Genomic DNA, 16,681 nt, shown 5'->3' on the forward strand with positions numbered 1-16,681 from the left:
GACGGGCATAGCGTGGGGCGGTCCGGGCACGCTCCGGACCCGTACGGGCGACCCGTACGACCGATCCGCACGACCAGGAAAGGACCTCCGCATGCCCCGCATCGGAACCAGCGACCTCCACGTGTTCCCCCTCGCCCTCGGCGGCAACGTCTTCGGCTGGACCGCCGACGAGCAGACCTCGCACCGGGTGCTCGACGCCTACACCGGTGCCGGCGGCGACTTCATCGACTCGGCGGACGTCTACTCCGCCTGGGGCGACGGCAACGAGGGCGGCGAGTCCGAGCGCGTCATCGGCTCGTGGCTCCGAGCCTCGGGCAAGCGCGACGACGTGGTGATCGCCACGAAGGTGTCGCAGCACCCGCAGTTCCCGGGGCTGTCGGCGTCGAACGTCGCCGCGGCCGCCCGCGCGAGCCTCGAGCGGCTCGGCACCGACCGGATCGACCTGTACTACGCGCACTTCGACGACCAGGACACCCCGCTCGAGGAGACCGTCCGCGCGTTCGACCAGCTCGTCCGCGAGGGCCTGGTGCGGTACACGGCGATCTCGAACTACTCCCGCGCACGCGCCGAGGAGTGGATCCGCATCGCGAAGGCCGACGGACTGGCGCTGCCGGTCGCGATCCAGCCGCACTACAACCTGGTCACCCGCGAGCCGTACGAGTCGGAGATCGCGCCGCTCGCCGCCGCCGAGGGCCTGGGCGTCGTGCCGTACTTCGCTCTGGCCGCCGGGTTCCTGACGGGCAAGTACCGGACGAAGGACGACTTCGCCGGGCGGGACCGCGAGGGCCAGGTGTCCGGGTACTTCTCGGACCAGGGACTCGCGGTGGTCGACGCCCTCGACACGATCGCACAGGCGCACGGCGTGGAGATCGCCTCGGTGGCGCTCGCGTGGCTGCAGGGCCGCCCGGACGTCGTCGCGCCGATCGCCAGTGCCCGGAACACCGAGCAGCTGCCGGCGCTCCTGGCGTCCGCCGAGCTCGAGCTCACCACGGACGAGGTCCGGACGCTCGACGACGCATCAGCCGCGGTGCCGACCGAGGCCTGATCCACGGGACTGAGCCGCGGGCGCTGGTGCCGGACTACTTGCCGTCCGGCGCCAGCGACCCGGTCAGCATCTGCCCCTGCGCGCGGGTCGCGAAGCACGAGATGAACGTGTTGCCCTGGTCCCAGGTGGCCTGGTCGGGAGCGTAGGAACCCTGCACCTGCACGTCGCCGATCTTCGCGGCCGCCGCGGTGTCGATCGCCTCGGAGCTCTGGCACGTCTTCGACGCCTGCTCGGCGAGGGCCTCGGGGCCGGGCCACTGGCTCGCGGACACCTGCACGCGGGCGGTGAGCTGCGCAGTGTGCGGCGAGGAGCAGTCGATCACCGTGTAGCTCTGGTCCCACGCGTTCGTGAACGGCGACAGGCACTCCCCGCCCGCCAGGTCCGTCCACGGGTGCACACCGGGGGCGGCCTGCGTCGTGGCGAACTGCAGGGTCGCGGCCGGCTGCTGCGGGGTGGAGCCCTGGGCCGTGCCGGACTCGGGGGTGGCCTCGGGCGTCGCGGGGGCCGAGGCGGCGGCGGTCGAGCTCGGTGCCGGCGTCGACTCCTCGATCGACCCGCCGAGGATCCAGCGGGTCAGGGCGAACACGGCGACGAGCAGCACGACGATGAGCACGACGGCGCCGCCGATGAGCAGCTGCTTCCCGCGCTTGCCCTCGTTCTTCAGGCGCGAGACGCCCTCGTCGAGCAGGACCGCGGCGCGGTTGGGCTGCGCGGGCTCGGCCGTGGCGCGCGGTGCCGCGGCCCGGTCGGCCGAGGGGACCGCGGGCATCATCCGCGTGCCGGTCTCGTGCGGGTCGTACCCGGTGGCGCCGAGCTGCCCGACGGCGGCGGTGCCGAACAGGTCCTTGATCGCGCTCGTGTCGCTGGTCTCGCGGCCGTCCCACTCGGACTGGTCGATCTCGTCGCCTTCCCCGACCCCGGGGGCGCCCGACCGGCGGGGGCCCGGCGTGACGTCGTCGTCGCGGTCGGCTCCGTGGCCGACGTCCTGCCGGTCGTCGATCGGGAACGGCAGTCGGGTCGTCGCCGCGTCGGACGCCGGACGCGGTGCCGGCTCGACCAGGGGCGGGACGGGTGCGGCGGTCGCGTCGGGCGCAGCCCACCACGGGGTGGCCCCGGTCGGCGGCTCGGAGGACGCAGCAGCTGACGACGGCTCCGGCGCGGACACCGGCGCAGCCACCGAGGCGACCGGCGCAGCGGGCGGCGGCGCGATCGGCAGCACCGTCGTCCCGTCCGCGGGGGTGTCGACCTCGCCCGAGACGACGTCGTCGTCCGCCTCGTCCGCGAGCGACCACGAGCCGGCGCCGAACGCCGTGGTGTCGAACGAGTCGGTCGTCAGGGTCGTCGGGACCTCGCCGGTCTCGTCGTCCCGGATCGCCCAGTCGAACGGGCGCTCGGTGGCGCCGCGCTCGTCGTCCCCGACGCCCTGCAGCCGCAGCAGCTCGGTGAAGCTCGGCGGCTCCCCGGTCGAGGGAGCCGGCGTCGGCGGGAGCACCCCGTGCACGCCGAGGGGCTGCGCCACCGGGCCCGTCGGGGTCACCGGCGGCGGAGGTATCTGCGCACCGGTCGCCCGACCGAGCCAGTCGACGTCGCTGCGCCCCTGGCCGAACGGGTCGGTGCGACGGCGTTCCTCGTCGACGGCACGGTTCTCGGCCGCGCGCTCGTCCCGGTGCGTGAGCGCCGTCGGCAGCGTGATGGAGGAGGGGTGCTGCGTCGTGCTCGTCGGCGGCACCGGTGCGGCCGGCGGGATGCGCTCCCCGAGCGTCTCCCGCTCGTGCTCGGCGCTCGCCTGCGGGTTGACCGAGGGCGCCTGCAGCTCGTCGTCCATCCGGATGGCCTGCGTGGCCCCGGCGTCGTCCGGCTCGCGCGCGGCCGGCACCGAAGGCGTCACCGCCGGCGGCACCGGACGCTCGGCCAGCGGCGCGGGACGGCCGTCGGCAGGCTCTGCAGACTCGGCGGCCGAGGCCGGCGCGGTCGGCACGTCCGACGTGAACGGCTCCGGCAGCGGCGCGCCCGTCTCCCGGGCGGCCCGCTCCGCCTCGCGGCGCTCGCGCCGCGAGGGCCACTCGTCCGCCGACCGGGGCGCACCGAAGATGTCCGCGGCGCTGCGGAGCCCGCGGAACGGAGCGTCCGAGGCGGACGCGCGCTGAGCCTCCAGGCCGTCGTCCCCGTCTGCCGGGCCGGCGGTGTCCTCGGGCTCGCGCGCGTCGTCCGGACGCTCCCCGGTCACGCGCTCAGCCCCAGGTCGGCCAGCCCGATCGCAGCGAAGTAGGGGTACCCGGCCGCCTCGATGCGCTCCTTCGCGCCGGTGTCGCGGTCGACGACGACGGCGACGGCCGCGATGATCGCACCCTCGCGTTCGAGCGCCTCCGCCGCCTTGAGCGGCGATCCGCCGGTCGTGGAGGTGTCCTCGAGCACGACGACGCGCTTGCCGCGGACGTCGGGGCCCTCGACCTGCTTGCCGCGACCGTGGTCCTTCGGCTCCTTGCGCACGACGAACGCGTCGTAGGTCAGGCCGCGCGCGACCGACTGGTGCAGCACGGCGCTCGCGATGGGGTCCGCACCCATGGTCAGGCCACCGACCGCGTCGACGTCCGGGACCTGCTGCAGCAGGTCCGTCATGACCTGTCCGATCAGGGGTGCGACGCGGTGGTCGAGGCTCACCTTGCGCAGGTCGATGTAGTACGAGGCCTGCTTCCCGCTGGTCAGCGTGAAGTCGCCGTGGAACACGGCCTCGTCCGAGATGTGCTGGATCAGCTGTTCGCGCGCGTCGGTCACAGCGCACCAGGGTAGTCGGTCACCCCGGGATCGCACCCGTCGGCCGTTCCCCGCCACCCGCAGGCGGCGCTCCGGACGGCTCGGTACGCTCCGCCTCATGTCCCACGACGCACCGGAGCCGCGCGCCTCGGTCGCGTCCGGACCCGCTTCGGCGGCCCACCGCCGGTGGGTGGCGACGGTCGGCCGGGAGGCACTGGGCGCGGTCGTCGCGCTGGCCCTGTCCGTCATCGCGTTGCGTCACGTCGTCGCGACCGAGCGGGTCGCCCTGCTCTGGTACGACGCGGACTCCGTGCTGCTGCCGCTCGTGGAGCGCTCGATCCGTTCCGGGCAGGCGTTCGAGTGGGCGATGTCCCCGGCGCTGTTCTTCTTCCCGGAGCTGCCGGTCTACCTGCTCTGTTCGCTCGTGACGGCGACGGCGCAGCAGGCCCTGGCGCTCAACGGGGTCCTGGTGCTGCTCGCCGTGTACGCCCTGGTGCGGGCGGCTGCGAACGAGCTCATGCCGTCCGCCCGGCGCTCGGCGCGGATCGCGACCGCGGCGGTGGCGCTCGGGTTCGTCACGCTGCTGGTGCTCACCGAGTCGTCGGCGACCGCCACGTCGCTCGAGCTCGCGTCGCTGCTCCTCACGACGACCTACTACTACGGCGCCCTGCTCGCGATGCTCGGCACCGCGGTGCTCGTGCTCCGTGCCGTCCGGACCGGTCGGGCGTCCGTGACCGTGCTCGTGGTCCTCGCGCTCGTCGCGGCGTGCACGACGGCGTCGAACCCGCTGTACGTGCCGTGGTCCGCGGCGCCGGTCGTCGTCACGCTCGTGCTGCTCGCCGTTGCACGACGGCTGCCGTGGCGCCCGGTCGCCCGGCTGTCCGGGGCGCTCGTCGCGGGGTCGGTGGTCGGGTACCTGCTGCGGATCCCGCTCCGGCCGTTCGTCTCCCTGGACCCGTCGACGTACGTGCACCCCGAGCACGCAGGCGGGACGCTGTCGTTCTTCGCCGCGCTCACCGACGACCGTGCGGGGTCGGCCGCCGGGGACGCGGGTCTGCTGCTCCTGTTCGCGGGCGTGCTGCTCGCCGCGGGTGGGACGGTCTGGGCCTGGCGGGTCCGGACGTCGCGCACCGTGCTCGTCGCGACCGCGCTGCCGCTCGTCACGGTCGTCGCGGTGTCGGTCGGGGTGGTCGTCGCCGGGTCGGACACCCCGCGGTACCTCGAGCCGATCGTCACGGCCCCGCTCCTCGCGCTCGTGGCGGTCGCCGAGCTCACCCGCACCGCCGTCCGGACGACCCGCGTGCACCGGCCCCGCCGCGGGCTCCGGCTGACCCTGGCGGTCGCGGCCGCCGCGGTGCTCCTCGCCGGGGTCGCGACCGCGCCCGGCACCGTCTCGGCCGTCGCGCACGCCCGGTACGGCTCGGTCTCGTGCCTGGACCGGTGGGCGGACGGTCGGCAGGTCACCGGCGTCGGGCAGTTCTGGACCGTCCGACCGCTCGCCGCCTACGCCGCGTCCGACGTGCAGCTCCTGCAGGTGCGGGACACGTTCGACGCCTACCCGTGGCTCGTCGACCTCGGGGCCTACCGGGACGCCCGGCCGACGTTCGTCGTGATCGGGGCGAACGACGTCTGGACCACCGCGGTCGAGGACTCGCTCGGCTCCCCCGCGTCGATCATCCACTGCACCGGGTACGACGTGTACGACTACGCCGGGACCGCCGGCGCGGCGGTGCTGCGGCGGGACGTGGTGGGGAGCGCCGACGTGATCCGGCGCGAGCGGGGGTTCTGAGCGGGCGGCTGGCGTCCGCGCGTCGGCGTGCGGCGCGTGCCGCGCGGCGCGTGCCGTGCCGCGCGTGCCGTCCGTCGTGTGTCGTTCGCCCATCGGACTTGTCCACAGCGGCGCGCCGTCGGGCCGGGATGCCTGAGCGGATGTATAGGCTCGACTCCGTGACTCGTCCCACCAACGGCCGCATCCCCCGCACGTCCCTCCGGTTCCGCCTCGCCGCGACCGGACTGGCGCTCGCCGGCCTGCTCGGGACGGTCCTGCTGGACGCGCCGAGTGCGAGTGCCGCGAAGTACCCCTCGTGGGACGACGTGATGGCCGCCCGCGGGCAGGAGTCCGCGAAGCAGGAGCAGATCACCACGATCCGGGGCATCATCGACGGCCTCGCGACCCAGGTGCAGGAAGCCGAGGCCGAGGCACAGCGGCTCGGCGACGAGTTCTACGCCGCGCAGAGCGACGCGCAGGACGCCGCCGAGAAGGAACAGAAGCTCCGTGCCGACGCCGAGGAGCACGCGAAGGTCGCCGAGCAGAGTGCCGCCCAGGCCGGGCAGCTCGCCGCGCAGATGGCCCGACACGGTGGCGCCGACGTCACGGCCTCCGTGCTGTCCGGCGGCGAGTCCGCGCGCGACCTCCTCTACGACCTCGGTGCGCTGAGCAAGCTCTCCGAGCAGTCCGAGCGGGTCGAGGCCGCAGCGACCGCGGACGCCGCCGTCGCCCGCTCCCTCACTGCGCAGGCCGACCGGGCCTCGGCGGAGCTCGACCGGCTCGCCGCCGCCGCGCAGGAGCGGATGGACGCCGCCCAGGCCGCGGCCGACAAGGTCCAGTCGGCCTACACCGAGCAGCAGGACAACAAGGCCCGGCTCGACGCCCAGCTCGCGACGCTGACCTCGGGGCGGGTCCGGACCGAGGCCGAGTTCGCCAAGGGCGAGGCCGAGCGCAAGGCCGCGATCGAGAAGGCCGCGCGCGAGGCAGCAGCGGCCCGCGCGCGCGAAGCAGCAGCCGCGGCAGCTGCCGCGAACAGCGGCGGCGGTGGCGGCGGTGGCGGTGCGCCCGCGCCGAGCGGTGGCGGCGGCGGCAGTGTGGGTTCCGGCTCCGGCACCGGTTGGGTCCGTCCCGCCGGCGGCTACGTCATCAGCCCCTACGGCTACCGCGTGCACCCGATCACCGGACGGGTCACCAAGCACGACGGGCTCGACCTGACGAGCGGCTGCTCGACGGCGATCGTCGCGGCGTCGGCCGGCACCGTGGACTACGTCGGCTGGTACGGCGGGTACGGCAACTACGTCCGGATCAACCACGGCGGTGGCGTGAAGACCGCGTACGGGCACATCGTCAACGGCGGCTTCCGGGTCTCGCCTGGCCAGCAGGTCTCGGCCGGGCAGCTCATCGCCCTCGTCGGCTCGACCGGCAACTCGACCGGGTGCCACCTGCACTACGAGGTCCACATCAACGGCGCCACGACCGACCCCGCGCCGTTCATGGCGGCACGGGGCGTCGGCTTCTAGCCCGCGGTTCGTCGGCTTCGAGCACGCGGTCGATCGGCCCGCGCTCCGGCGGCACCGGTAGGTTCGATCCCATGCGCGTCGCGACCTGGAACGTCAACTCCGTCCGCACCCGAGTGGGCCGGATCGTCGACTGGCTGGTCCGCGAGGACGTCGACGTCCTCGGCATGCAGGAGATCAAGTGCAAGCCCGAGCAGTTCCCGGTGGAGGCGTTCGAGGCCGCCGGCTACCAGGTCGAGGCGCACGGCCTGAACCAGTGGAACGGCGTCGCGTTCGCCAGCCGGCTGCCGATGGAGGACGTCACCCGTGACTTCCCCGGCCAGCCCGGGTTCCTGAAGGGCCACGAGGGACCGGACCTGCCCGTCGAGGCCCGCGCGATGGGCGTCACCGTCGACGGCGTCCGGCTGTGGAGCCTCTACGTCCCGAACGGCCGCGAGCTCGGCGACCCGCACTACACGTACAAGCTCGACTGGCTCGAGCAGCTGGCCGACCGGACGTCCGAGTGGCTCGAGGCCGAGCCGGAGACACCCCTCGCGCTGATGGGCGACTGGAACGTCGCGCCGCTCGACCGGGACGTCTGGGACGTGGCCGTGTTCGAGGGCGCGACGCACGTCAGCGAACCGGAGCGTGCGGCGTTCCGCGCGTTCGAGTCCCGCGGCCTGCAGGACGTCGTCCGCCCGATCGTCCCCGAGGGCTACACGTACTGGGACTACAAGTCGCTCCGGTTCCCCCGCAACGAGGGCATGCGCATCGACTTCGTGCTCGGGTCCCAGGCCTTCGCGGACGTCACGGTCGGCGCGACCATCCACCGCGACGAGCGGAAGGGCGACGCTCCGAGCGACCACGTCCCCGTGTCGGTCGACCTGGACCTGGAGACCTCGCTCGACGACGACCGCCCGATGATCTTCTGACGCGTCCCCTCTCGCCCACCTGCTCCCACCGCGAGCGGGCAGGACACGCCGCCCGCGTCGCGCCCCGCGGGCGCAACACGCCGCCACGGGCCGCCGAGCGGCCCACATGTGGCCCACTCGCGACCCCGCGGCCTCGCGACGGACGGGAGGCACGGTGCCAGCCCGCCCCGCGCCTCCAGTCCGACAGTCCCCACCCGCCACCGCGAGCGGGCAGGACACGCCGCCCGCGTCGCGCCCCGCGGGCGCAACACGCCGCCACCGCCCGCCGAGCGGCCCACATGTGGCCCGCTCGGCGCCGCCGCCCGGGCGCGCCCGCTACGGGTGCAGCACCGCCGCGACCACGACGAGCACCGGCACCGCACCGATCGTCGAGACGAGCACGACGTCCCGCGCGACCGGGACCGCCGCCTGGTACCGCTGCGCGTAGTTGAAGACGTTCTGCGCCGCCGGCAGGGCCCCGAGCGTCGTGAGCATGAACACGTCCTGCTCGTCGAGCCGGAACATGAACCGGGCGACCACGAACGCCACGAGCGGCATCACCACGAGCTTCAGCCCGGCGGCCACGAGCACGTCCGCCCGGATCGCGGGGTCCCGCAGCGGGGTCGCCCCGTGCAGGCTCATGCCGAAGGACAGGAGCACCACGGGCACCGCGGCGGCCCCGACGAGGGCGAACGGCTCGAGGACCGGCGTCGGGATCTCGATCCGGAGTGCGGAGCACACCAGGCCGAGCAGCGACGCGATGATGATCGGGTTGCGGAAGGGTCCGGCGACCCGGCTCCGCCAGGTGCCCCCGGTGGCCGTCGCCGCGTCCAGGACGGTGAGCGCCAGGGGTGCGAGCACGACGAGCTGCAGCAGGATCACCGGGACGACCGCGGTGGCCTGGCCCAGGACGTAGACGGCGACCGGCAGCCCGATGTTGTTCGCGTTCACGTAGCCGGAGGCCAGCGCCCCCACCGTCGTCGTCGCGACCGAGCGCCGCAGCACCAGGCGGAAGACCAGCACGGCGACGAGCGCCACGGTGACGGCGCTGATCAGCGAGACCCAGAGCATCGGCGACACCAGCGTCTCGATGTGTGCCGTCGCGATGGTGTGGAAGAGCAGGCAGGGCATCAGGACGAAGAAGGCCAGCCGGCTCATCACGAACTGGGCGTGCGGGCCGAGCAGCTCGGCGCGGCCGACGACGTACCCGGCGGCGATGATCGCGCCGATGATCGCGAACCCGGTCAAGACGCCACCCATCGCCTCCATCCTGTCAGCCCGGTCCCGGACGGACGACCATGTGACTGCTCACAGACGCGCTCGGACGGGAAATGCGCGACGCATCGGTACCGTTGCACGCACCATGACCTCGACGCCCGACACGCTCACCCGTTCGACCGACTCCAGCCAGCCGCTCGTGTCGCTCCTCGAGGAGCGTTGGAGCCCCCGCTCCTACGACGAGACCGCCACCGTCACCGACGCGCAGCTCGACGCGCTGCTCGAGGCCGCCCGCTGGGCCCCGTCCGCGATGAACCACCAGCCGCGCCGCTTCGTCGCCGGCCGCCGTGGCACGGACACGTTCCGGAAGATCAACGACAACCTGCTCGGCTTCAACGCCGCGTGGGCGTTCCGCGCGAGCGCCCTCGTCGTCGGTGTCCTCGAGACCGTGACCGAGGACGGCGACGAGCGTCCGTTCGCGCAGTACGACCTCGGCCAGTCCCTCGCCGCGCTCACGGTCCAGGCGCACGCCGAGGGCCTGCACGTCCACCAGATGGCGGGCATCGACGCCGAGGGTCTCCGGGCCGCGTTCGACCTGCCGGAGCGCTTCCGGCCGTACACCGTGACGGCGATCGGCACCGTGACGGACCCCGCGCAGCTCGGCGACCAGGCCGCTGAGCGCGAGGTGGCCCCGCGCACGCGGCTCCCCCTCGACGAGGTCGTGCTCGTCAAGGAGTAGTCGACGAGCATCGGTCCGGCCCGCCCCCGTGGAGCGCTCCAGCACCACGGGGGCGTACCATGTCCGGACATGGATCAGCACACGACACCGGACCCCGCGCAGGACACGACACCGGACCCCGGCCAGGACCCCGCCGGGCCGGCCCCGGAGATGAACTTCTACACCCGCAAGTGGGTCCGCCCCGAGGACCTCAACGCCAACGGCACCCTGTTCGGCGGCAGCCTGCTGCGCTGGATCGACGAAGAGGCCGCGGTGTACGCGATCATCCAGCTCGGCAACGGCAAGGTCGTCACCAAGTACATGTCGGAGATCGTCTTCGTGTCCTCCGCACGCGAGGGCGACATCGTCGAGATCGGCCTCGTCGCGACCCGGTTCGGCCGCACCTCGCTCACGATGCGCGCCGAGGCCCGGAACCTCTTCACGCACCGGAGCATCCTCACCATCGACGAGGTCGTCTTCGTGAACATCGGCGAGGACGGCAAGCCCGCCTCGCACGGGTACACCGACATCACCTACGCGCGCGACCGGGTCCCCGCGACGCACCGGGCCTGACGACCGCCCGCACCGGCGGAGCACGACGGATCTGGCAGGATCGAGGGCATGACCACGCCCCGCCTCGTCGCCTTCGACCTCGACGACACCCTCGCGCCGTCGAAGTCCCCGCTCGACCCGCGCATGCTCGAGACCTTCGCGTCGCTGCTCGCCACGGTCCCGGTCGCGGTCATCTCCGGCGGGAACTTCCAGCAGTTCGAGCAGCAGCTCGTGACGCCCCTGAGCGCCCGCGACGGACTCGTCCTCGACGACCTCCACCTGCTCCCGACCTGCGGCACCGCCTACTACCGCTGGTCCGGGTCCGACTGGGCACTGCAGTACGCCGAGGACCTCACCGACGACGAGAAGTCCCGCGCCCTCGCCGCGGTCGAGGCCCAGGCGAAGGCAGCCGGGCTCTGGGAGTCGGAGACCTGGGGCCCGATCCTCGAGGACCGCGGGTCACAGATCACGTTCTCGGCCCTCGGCCAGTCGGCGCCGGTGGACGTGAAGAAGCGGTGGGACCCGACCGGCGAGAAGAAGGACCACCTCCGCCGGCTCGTGCAGGCCGAGCTGCCCGACCTCGAGGTCCGCTCCGGCGGCTCGACGAGCGTGGACATCACCCGGAAGGGCATCGACAAGGCCTACGGCATGCGACGCCTCGCCGAGCTCACCGGCATCGCCCTCGACGACGTGCTGTTCGTCGGGGACCGCCTCGACCCCGAGGGCAACGACTACCCGGTCAAGGCACTCGGCGTCCCCTGCCACGCGGTGGAGGGCTGGGAGGACACCGACGCGTTCCTGACGGAGCTGATCCCGACGCTGCGCTGAGACAGCGCTGACGCGCACCGGACGGACGGGAGGCACGTGTCGGGCTCGCCACGTGCCTCCCGTCCGTCGTCCGGTCACGTCCGCGACGCGACCCGACCACGCCAGGCCAGGCCCGGCCCGGCCGGGTCGGCTCAGGGGATGCTGCGGACCGCCTCGACGAAGGAGCGGATCCGCGCGACGTCCTTGACCCCGCGCTCCGACTCCACACCACTCGACACGTCCACGCCGTCGGGGTCCAGGGCCTCGACCGCGGCGACCACGTTCGCCGGGGTGAGCCCCCCGGCGAGGATCCACGCCTCGTCCACCTTCCCCGCGATCGTCGCGGGGTCGACGAGCCGCCCGCTGCCCGGCACGGCGGCGTCGAGCAGCAGCAGGTCGTGGTCGAAGGCCGCGCGCTGCTCGGGCGTCTCGCGCAGGAAGTCGTCGGCGGCGACGGCACGGATGGTGAAGAACCCGGCGTCCCGCGCACGCGCGAAGTCACTCGCCGACTCGCCCCCGTGCAGCTGGAGCGTGGTGAGCCCGACCTCGGACGCGATACCGACGATCTCGTCGATCTGCTGGTCACGGAACACCCCGACGGCGTCGATGCCCTCCGGCACCCGCTCGACGAGCTCCTTCGCGAGGTCCGCCGTCACGGTGCGGGGGCTGCCGGCGGCGAAGACGAACCCGACCGCGTCGGCACCCGCGTCCACGGCGGCGTCGACGGTCTCGGGCGTCGACAGACCGCAGATCTTGATCCAGCGCTGGTCGCTCATGGATCCATCCTGCCAGGGACCCGGCCCGTCGGAGGCCGGGTCAGTGCAGGGTGCCCGCGATGTACGCCGCGGTGCACGCGGCGAGCACCCCGAAGGCCGCGAACGACCCGACCAGGACGTTCCGGCGACGCCAGCGACGGACCGCCGCGAAGGTGCCGCGCCGTGCGTGCCGGTGGGCGGCGCGGTGCAGCTTGTGGTCGCGCTTGTGCTTCGTCCGCTCAGGGCCGAGGGGCACCGGGCCGGTGATCTGCGTCGACCCGCCACGGAGCGCGCTCGCGACGGCGACCGCGGTCGGTCGGCGGGCCGGGTCGCGGTGGGTCATCTTCGCGAGCAGGTCGTGCCAGTCCGGGCCGACCGAGTCCGGGACCTCGGGGTCGTGCCGCAGCCGGGCGAGGGCCGCCTCGATCAGGGTGCCCGAGTACTCCTGCTTGCCGGTCAGCGACTCGAGGAGCACCAGGCCGAGCGAGTACACGTCCGTCGCGAAGCCGATCGGCTCCCCGGCGACCTGCTCCGGGCTGAGGTACGCCGCGGTGCCGATGATCGTGCCGTCGTTCGTCAGCCGGGAGCCGTCGACGAAGTGCGCGACGCCGAAGTCGGTGAGCTTCACGGCGCGGGCGAAGCCGGAGGCGCCCTCGTCGTTGATGAGGATGTTCGCCGGCTTCACGTCGCGGTGCACGATGCCGCGCGAGTGCACGTACGCCAGGGCGTCGGCGAGCTGCGCCCCGAGGTCGGCGACCTCGTAGTTGTGCAGCGGGCCGCCCGCGAGCCGGCGGAGGAGCGTCGTGTCGGCGATGAGCTCCATCACGATGAAGCGGTGCGGGCCGTCCCCGAACTCGTGGGTGCCGGCGTCGTACAGCGGCACGAGACCCGGGTGCGACAGCATGCTCAGCAGCCGGATCTCGCGCTCCTGGCGGACCCGGTCGGCCGTCGTCATCGAGTCCGGCGTCGCGAAGAGCTTGACCGCGACCGCACGGTACGTGTGTTCGTCGCGAGCTTCGTAGACCGACCCCATGCCGCCCGTGCCGATGAGCTTGACGAGCCGGTAGCGGCCCGCCAGGACCGTGTCGGCCCGCGCGCTGTCGACCAGGGTCATGCTGCACTTCGATCCATCGAGAGCCATCGGATTCCGCGGCAGACGCCGGCAAGGTGACTCACGGTCAACGGTACGCGTCCCACCTCGGATCCGCGGTGCCGTTACGACATCGTGATGGGGGACAGATCCCCGTGGATCCGCGGAACTGCGGGGGTAGCGTCCGGGTTCCCGGAGAGCCCGGGACTACGCAAGGAGGACATCGTGGCGCTGTCGAAGGGCGACGAGGTGCACTGGAACACCTCGCAGGGCAAGACGACCGGCAAGCTGGTCGAGAAGAAGACGAAGGACTTCACGTTCGACGGGCAGGACTTCAAGCCGACGGACGACGACCCGTACTGGATCGTCGAGTCGGAGAAGTCCGGCAACAAGGCCGCGCACAAGGAGTCGGCCCTCACGAAGAAGTGACCGCTCAGTCGTTCGCGGGTGCCGCACGTCGGCGCCCGCGATCGGCGCGTTCCGCCCGGGCACGCCGGACCCGTCGCACCACGAACGTCACCACGACGACGGCGATCGCGACGTAGAGCACCCGGTCGATCCACTCGGTGTACTGCTCGACCTTGTCGTACTGGGTCCCGAACGCCGCTCCGAGCAGCACCAGGCCGCTGTTCCAGATGCCGCTCGCGATGATCGTGAACACCGAGAACGTGCCGAGGTGCATCCGGTCGGCGCCCGCCGGCAGCGAGATCAGGCTCCGCACGATCGGCACGAACCGGCCGAAGAACACCGCGCTCCTGCCGTGCCGGTGGAACCAGTCCGCGGCCTTGCGGAAGTCGTCCTCGTCGACGAGCGGCAGCTTCCCGAGCCAGCGCACGGTCCGTTCGAACCCGATCACCGCGCCGAGCCAGTAGAGCACGAGCGCGCCGAGGTACGACCCGAGCGTCGCGAGCAGCAGCACGAGCACGAGGTTCATCCGCCCGGCTCCCGCCAGGAACCCCGCGAGCGGCAGGATCACCTCGGACGGGATGGGCGGGAACACCGTCTCGACGAAGAGCATGATCGCGACGCCCCACTCGCCGAGCGCGTCGATGACCTGCAGCACGAAGCCGGAGAGGCCACCGAGGTCCTCGGTGCCCGCCTCCTGACCCGCACTCCTGGTCGAGGCGGGCAGGGTCGGCGGCAGCGTGAGGGCGGTCGTCATGGGTCCACTCTGTCTGAGCGTCCTGCCAGGAGTCAGCACGCCACCTGAGCGCGAGCCGAGTGGGCGTGGTGCCGACGCGCTCGGCGACGTGTCGCCGAGGTGCCACGACTCGCCGCTGCGTGGGCGCCCGGGTGCGACGGACGGCCGCTCCGGACCGCGAGGTACCGGAATTCCGGCACCTCGACGCACAGGGCGGGCAGGGCGGGAACGGGGGTGCGGCAGACGGACGGGAGGCACGGTGCCAGCTGGCACCGTGCCTCCCGTCCGTCAGGGTGTTGCGTCAGACCGCGGCGGGCGCGCGCTGGCCGATCGTCTCGCCGGCCACGGCCGCCTGGTCGGCGGCCGCCGCCTCGGCGGCGGGTGCCTTGCGCACCCACTTCTTCAGGCCCACCAGGACCAGCGCGGACACGACCGTGCCGGCCACGATCGCGACGATGAACATCGCGACGTCCCCGATGGCGAAGAACACGAAGATGCCGCCGTGGGGTGCGCGAGAGGTCACCCCGGCCGCCATCGAGATCGCACCCGTGACCGCGGCACCGATCATCGACGCCGGGATGACGCGCAGCGGGTCGGCTGCGGCGAACGGGATCGCGCCCTCGGAGATGAACGACGCACCGAGCAGCCACGCGGCCTTGCCGTTCTCGCGCTCCGGCTTCGTGAAGCCCTTGCGGTACAGGACGGTCGAGGCGAGCGCCAGGGCCAGCGGCGGGACCATGCCCGCGGCCATGACGGCGGCCATGATCTCGAACGGGACGACGTTCGTGGCGGTCCCGGCACCGAGCCCGGCGACGGCGAACGAGTACGCGACCTTGTTGACCGGGCCACCGAGGTCGAACGCCATCATCAGGCCGAGGATCACGCCGAGCAGGATCGCCGAGGCGCCGTTGAGCGAGTTGAGCCAGTTCGTCAGCTGCGTCATGAGCCAGGCGATCGGGCCGCCGAGCACGAGGAGCATCAGGCCGGAGGCGATGATCGACGCGAAGAGCGGGATGATCACGACGGGCATCAGGCCGCGGAGCCAGCGCCAAGTCGGGATGCGCCCGATCCAGTACGCGGCGGCACCGGCGATGAGACCACCGACGAGCCCGCCGAGGAAGCCGGCGTTCATGAAGACGGCGATCGACCCGGCGACGAAGCCCGGCGCGATGCCGGGGCGGTCGGCGATCGCGTAGGCGATGTACCCGGCGAGTGCGGCGACGAGGAACCCGAGGGACACCCCGCCGATCTGGAACGCGGCGGCGCCGAGGTAGTAGCCGAGGCCCTCCGGCGGCAGGTTGAGCAGCGTGTAGTTCGTCAGCGTGTACACCGCGTTGTTCTGCCCGGAGTTCCCGTGCGGCAGCGCGATGGCGTAGCCCGCGAGCAGGAAGCCGAGCGCGATGAGCAGACCGCCGCCCGCGACGAACGGGATCATGTAGCTGACGCCGGTGAGCAGCCAGCGCTTGAGCGCCTGCCCGAAGTGCTCGTCGGCCTTGTTCGACTCGGCGGTCGTCGCAGCCCCGCCCTGCACGCGTGCGGCGTGCGGGTCGTCCGCGGCGCGGAGGGCCTCGGCGATCATCTTGTCCGGCTCGTCGACACCGCGCTTGACCGGTCCGGACACCAGCGGCTTGCCGGCGAAGCGGTTGCGGTCGCGGACGTCCACGTCGACCGCGAACACGACGGCGTCGGCGCGGGCGATCAGGGCGGGGTCGAGCGGCTCGACCTGCGAGGAGCCCTGCGTCTCGACGTGCATCTCGGCACCGGCGCGCTCGGCGGCGGCGACCAGGGCGTCGGCGGCCATGTAGGTGTGCGCGATGCCGGTCGGGCACGCGGTGACGCCGACGATGACCTTGCGGGCACCCGAGCCCGTGGTGGTGGGGGCCGGGGCGGCGGCAGCGGGCGCCGGGGCGCCGACACCGGCCTCGGCGACCTCGCCGCCGACCTCGCGCTGCACCAGGTCCACGACGTCCTGCGGGGTCGCGGCCGCGCGGAGCGCCGCGGTGAAGTCGTCGCGGATGAGGGCACGCGCCAGGGTCGACAGGACCGTCAGGTGGTCCTTGTCCGCACCCTCGGGCACCGCGATCATGAAGACGATGTCCGCGTCGCCGTCCGGCGCACCGAACGGCACCTTCCGCGCCAGGCGGGAGAACGCGAGCGTCGGGCTCGAGACCGAGGCGGACCGCGCGTGCGGGATCGCGATGCCGCCGGGCACACCGGTGCCGACGCTCGCCTCGCGCTTGATCGCGTCCTCGGCGAGGGCGCTGCCGTCGGCGGCACGGCCGGTGGCGGCGACGCGGTCGGCGAGCACGCGGATGACGTCGGAGGACGTTCCGCCGAGGTCCTCGTCGAGGCCGACGAGCTCCGCGCTGATGAGGCGCTGCGTCGTGTCTGCGGACATGGGGTTGCTCCTTTGCAGTGGCGCCGAG

At 73.1% G+C, this 16,681-nt stretch carries 15 protein-coding genes; 8 read left to right on the forward strand and 7 right to left on the reverse strand.

Going from position 1 to position 16,681, the window contains the following annotated elements; translation table 11 throughout:
* Positions 1-91: 91 nt before the first annotated feature.
* Entirely contained in the window at positions 92-1,045 is a 954-nt protein-coding gene (locus DEU32_RS09345) for an aldo/keto reductase (protein ID WP_114850274.1), read from the forward strand.
* A 34-nt stretch (positions 1,046-1,079) separates the two neighbouring features.
* Here the strand turns inward: DEU32_RS09345 and DEU32_RS17160 are convergent, their stop codons facing one another.
* On the reverse strand, positions 1,080-3,272 hold the full coding sequence (locus tag DEU32_RS17160) for a hypothetical protein (protein ID WP_181819251.1): 2,193 nt from the start codon (positions 3,270-3,272) through the stop codon (positions 1,080-1,082).
* The gene (gene pyrE, locus DEU32_RS09355) at positions 3,269-3,820 is read right to left on the reverse strand and encodes an orotate phosphoribosyltransferase (protein WP_114850275.1); all 552 of its coding nucleotides are present in this window, start codon (positions 3,818-3,820) and stop codon (positions 3,269-3,271) included. Before pyrE ends, DEU32_RS17160 begins: the two co-directional genes overlap by 4 nt.
* A 97-nt stretch (positions 3,821-3,917) precedes the next feature.
* Between pyrE and DEU32_RS09360 the strand changes: the two genes are divergently transcribed.
* The 3 genes from DEU32_RS09360 to DEU32_RS09370 all read left to right on the forward strand — a co-directional run bounded on the left by DEU32_RS09360 (position 3,918) and on the right by DEU32_RS09370 (position 7,995).
* Positions 3,918-5,588, forward strand: a complete 1,671-nt coding sequence (locus tag DEU32_RS09360; protein ID WP_114850276.1) for a hypothetical protein — start codon at positions 3,918-3,920, stop codon at positions 5,586-5,588.
* Between the two features lie 158 nt (positions 5,589-5,746).
* Positions 5,747-7,087, forward strand: coding sequence for a M23 family metallopeptidase (locus tag DEU32_RS17650; RefSeq protein WP_114850277.1), 1,341 nt, complete (start codon positions 5,747-5,749; stop codon positions 7,085-7,087).
* Positions 7,088-7,158: 71 nt separating this feature from the next.
* Positions 7,159-7,995: an exodeoxyribonuclease III gene (locus DEU32_RS09370; protein WP_114850278.1), complete on the forward strand. Its 837-nt coding sequence runs from the start codon at positions 7,159-7,161 to the stop codon at positions 7,993-7,995.
* A 315-nt stretch (positions 7,996-8,310) separates the two neighbouring features.
* On the opposite strand, the gene DEU32_RS09375 is transcribed toward DEU32_RS09370, so the two are convergent.
* A complete protein-coding gene (locus tag DEU32_RS09375; RefSeq protein WP_114850430.1) occupies positions 8,311-9,234 on the reverse strand; it encodes an AEC family transporter in 924 nt (307 codons plus the stop codon).
* A 103-nt stretch (positions 9,235-9,337) separates the two neighbouring features.
* On the opposite strand from DEU32_RS09375, the gene DEU32_RS09380 reads away from it, so the two are divergent.
* The 3 genes from DEU32_RS09380 to DEU32_RS09390 all read left to right on the forward strand — a co-directional run bounded on the left by DEU32_RS09380 (position 9,338) and on the right by DEU32_RS09390 (position 11,290).
* Entirely contained in the window at positions 9,338-9,931 is a 594-nt protein-coding gene (locus DEU32_RS09380; protein WP_114850279.1) for a nitroreductase family protein, read from the forward strand.
* Positions 9,932-10,081: 150 nt separating this feature from the next.
* Positions 10,082-10,483: an acyl-CoA thioesterase gene (locus tag DEU32_RS09385; RefSeq protein ID WP_114850431.1), complete on the forward strand. Its 402-nt coding sequence runs from the start codon at positions 10,082-10,084 to the stop codon at positions 10,481-10,483.
* Positions 10,484-10,531: 48 nt separating this feature from the next.
* A complete protein-coding gene (locus DEU32_RS09390) occupies positions 10,532-11,290 on the forward strand; it encodes an HAD-IIB family hydrolase (RefSeq protein WP_114850280.1) in 759 nt (252 codons plus the stop codon).
* 131 nt (positions 11,291-11,421) lie between these two features.
* Here DEU32_RS09390 and DEU32_RS09395 read toward each other — a convergent pair whose 3' ends face one another.
* Together DEU32_RS09395 and DEU32_RS09400 are read right to left on the reverse strand one after the other, a co-directional pair.
* Positions 11,422-12,045: a phosphoribosylanthranilate isomerase gene (locus DEU32_RS09395; protein ID WP_058741764.1), complete on the reverse strand. Its 624-nt coding sequence runs from the start codon at positions 12,043-12,045 to the stop codon at positions 11,422-11,424.
* A gap of 40 nt (positions 12,046-12,085) precedes the next feature.
* Positions 12,086-13,138, reverse strand: coding sequence for a serine/threonine-protein kinase (locus tag DEU32_RS09400; protein WP_181819252.1), 1,053 nt, complete (start codon positions 13,136-13,138; stop codon positions 12,086-12,088).
* Between the two features lie 201 nt (positions 13,139-13,339).
* Here DEU32_RS09400 and DEU32_RS09405 point away from each other — a divergent pair, with 201 nt between their 5' ends.
* Positions 13,340-13,543 carry a DUF2945 domain-containing protein gene (locus DEU32_RS09405; protein ID WP_058741762.1) on the forward strand — a complete coding sequence of 68 codons (204 nt, stop codon included), beginning with the start codon at positions 13,340-13,342 and terminating at the stop codon, positions 13,541-13,543.
* 4 nt (positions 13,544-13,547) lie between these two features.
* Here DEU32_RS09405 and DEU32_RS09410 read toward each other — a convergent pair whose 3' ends face one another.
* Both DEU32_RS09410 and DEU32_RS09415 read right to left on the reverse strand, forming a co-directional pair.
* Positions 13,548-14,276 carry a DedA family protein gene (locus DEU32_RS09410; protein WP_231050024.1) on the reverse strand — a complete coding sequence of 243 codons (729 nt, stop codon included), beginning with the start codon at positions 14,274-14,276 and terminating at the stop codon, positions 13,548-13,550.
* Positions 14,277-14,556: 280 nt separating this feature from the next.
* Positions 14,557-16,653 carry a fructose-specific PTS transporter subunit EIIC gene (locus DEU32_RS09415; RefSeq protein WP_114850282.1) on the reverse strand — a complete coding sequence of 699 codons (2,097 nt, stop codon included), beginning with the start codon at positions 16,651-16,653 and terminating at the stop codon, positions 14,557-14,559.
* Between the last annotated feature and the right edge of the window lie 28 nt (positions 16,654-16,681).

Source organism: Curtobacterium sp. AG1037 (assembly GCF_003349855.1).
Classification (GTDB): Bacteria; Actinomycetota; Actinomycetes; order Actinomycetales; family Microbacteriaceae; genus Curtobacterium; species Curtobacterium citreum.

What these genes read in the sequence shown, in the direction of transcription:
- DEU32_RS09395 (WP_058741764.1), bottom strand. Translation starts at nt 12,045, where the DNA reads ATGAGCGACCAGCGCTGGATCAAGATCTGCGGTCTGTCGACGCCCGAG.
- DEU32_RS09410 (WP_231050024.1), bottom strand. Translation starts at nt 14,276, where the DNA reads ATGACGACCGCCCTCACGCTGCCGCCGACCCTGCCCGCCTCGACCAGG.
- DEU32_RS09390 (WP_114850280.1), top strand. Translation starts at nt 10,532, where the DNA reads ATGACCACGCCCCGCCTCGTCGCCTTCGACCTCGACGACACCCTCGCG.
- DEU32_RS09385 (WP_114850431.1), top strand. Translation starts at nt 10,082, where the DNA reads ATGAACTTCTACACCCGCAAGTGGGTCCGCCCCGAGGACCTCAACGCC.
- DEU32_RS09370 (WP_114850278.1), top strand. Translation starts at nt 7,159, where the DNA reads ATGCGCGTCGCGACCTGGAACGTCAACTCCGTCCGCACCCGAGTGGGC.
- DEU32_RS09400 (WP_181819252.1), bottom strand. Translation starts at nt 13,138, where the DNA reads ATGACCCTGGTCGACAGCGCGCGGGCCGACACGGTCCTGGCGGGCCGC.
- DEU32_RS09380 (WP_114850279.1), top strand. Translation starts at nt 9,338, where the DNA reads ATGACCTCGACGCCCGACACGCTCACCCGTTCGACCGACTCCAGCCAG.
- DEU32_RS09375 (WP_114850430.1), bottom strand. Translation starts at nt 9,234, where the DNA reads ATGGGTGGCGTCTTGACCGGGTTCGCGATCATCGGCGCGATCATCGCC.
- DEU32_RS09345 (WP_114850274.1), top strand. Translation starts at nt 92, where the DNA reads ATGCCCCGCATCGGAACCAGCGACCTCCACGTGTTCCCCCTCGCCCTC.
- DEU32_RS09415 (WP_114850282.1), bottom strand. Translation starts at nt 16,653, where the DNA reads ATGTCCGCAGACACGACGCAGCGCCTCATCAGCGCGGAGCTCGTCGGC.
- DEU32_RS09360 (WP_114850276.1), top strand. Translation starts at nt 3,918, where the DNA reads ATGTCCCACGACGCACCGGAGCCGCGCGCCTCGGTCGCGTCCGGACCC.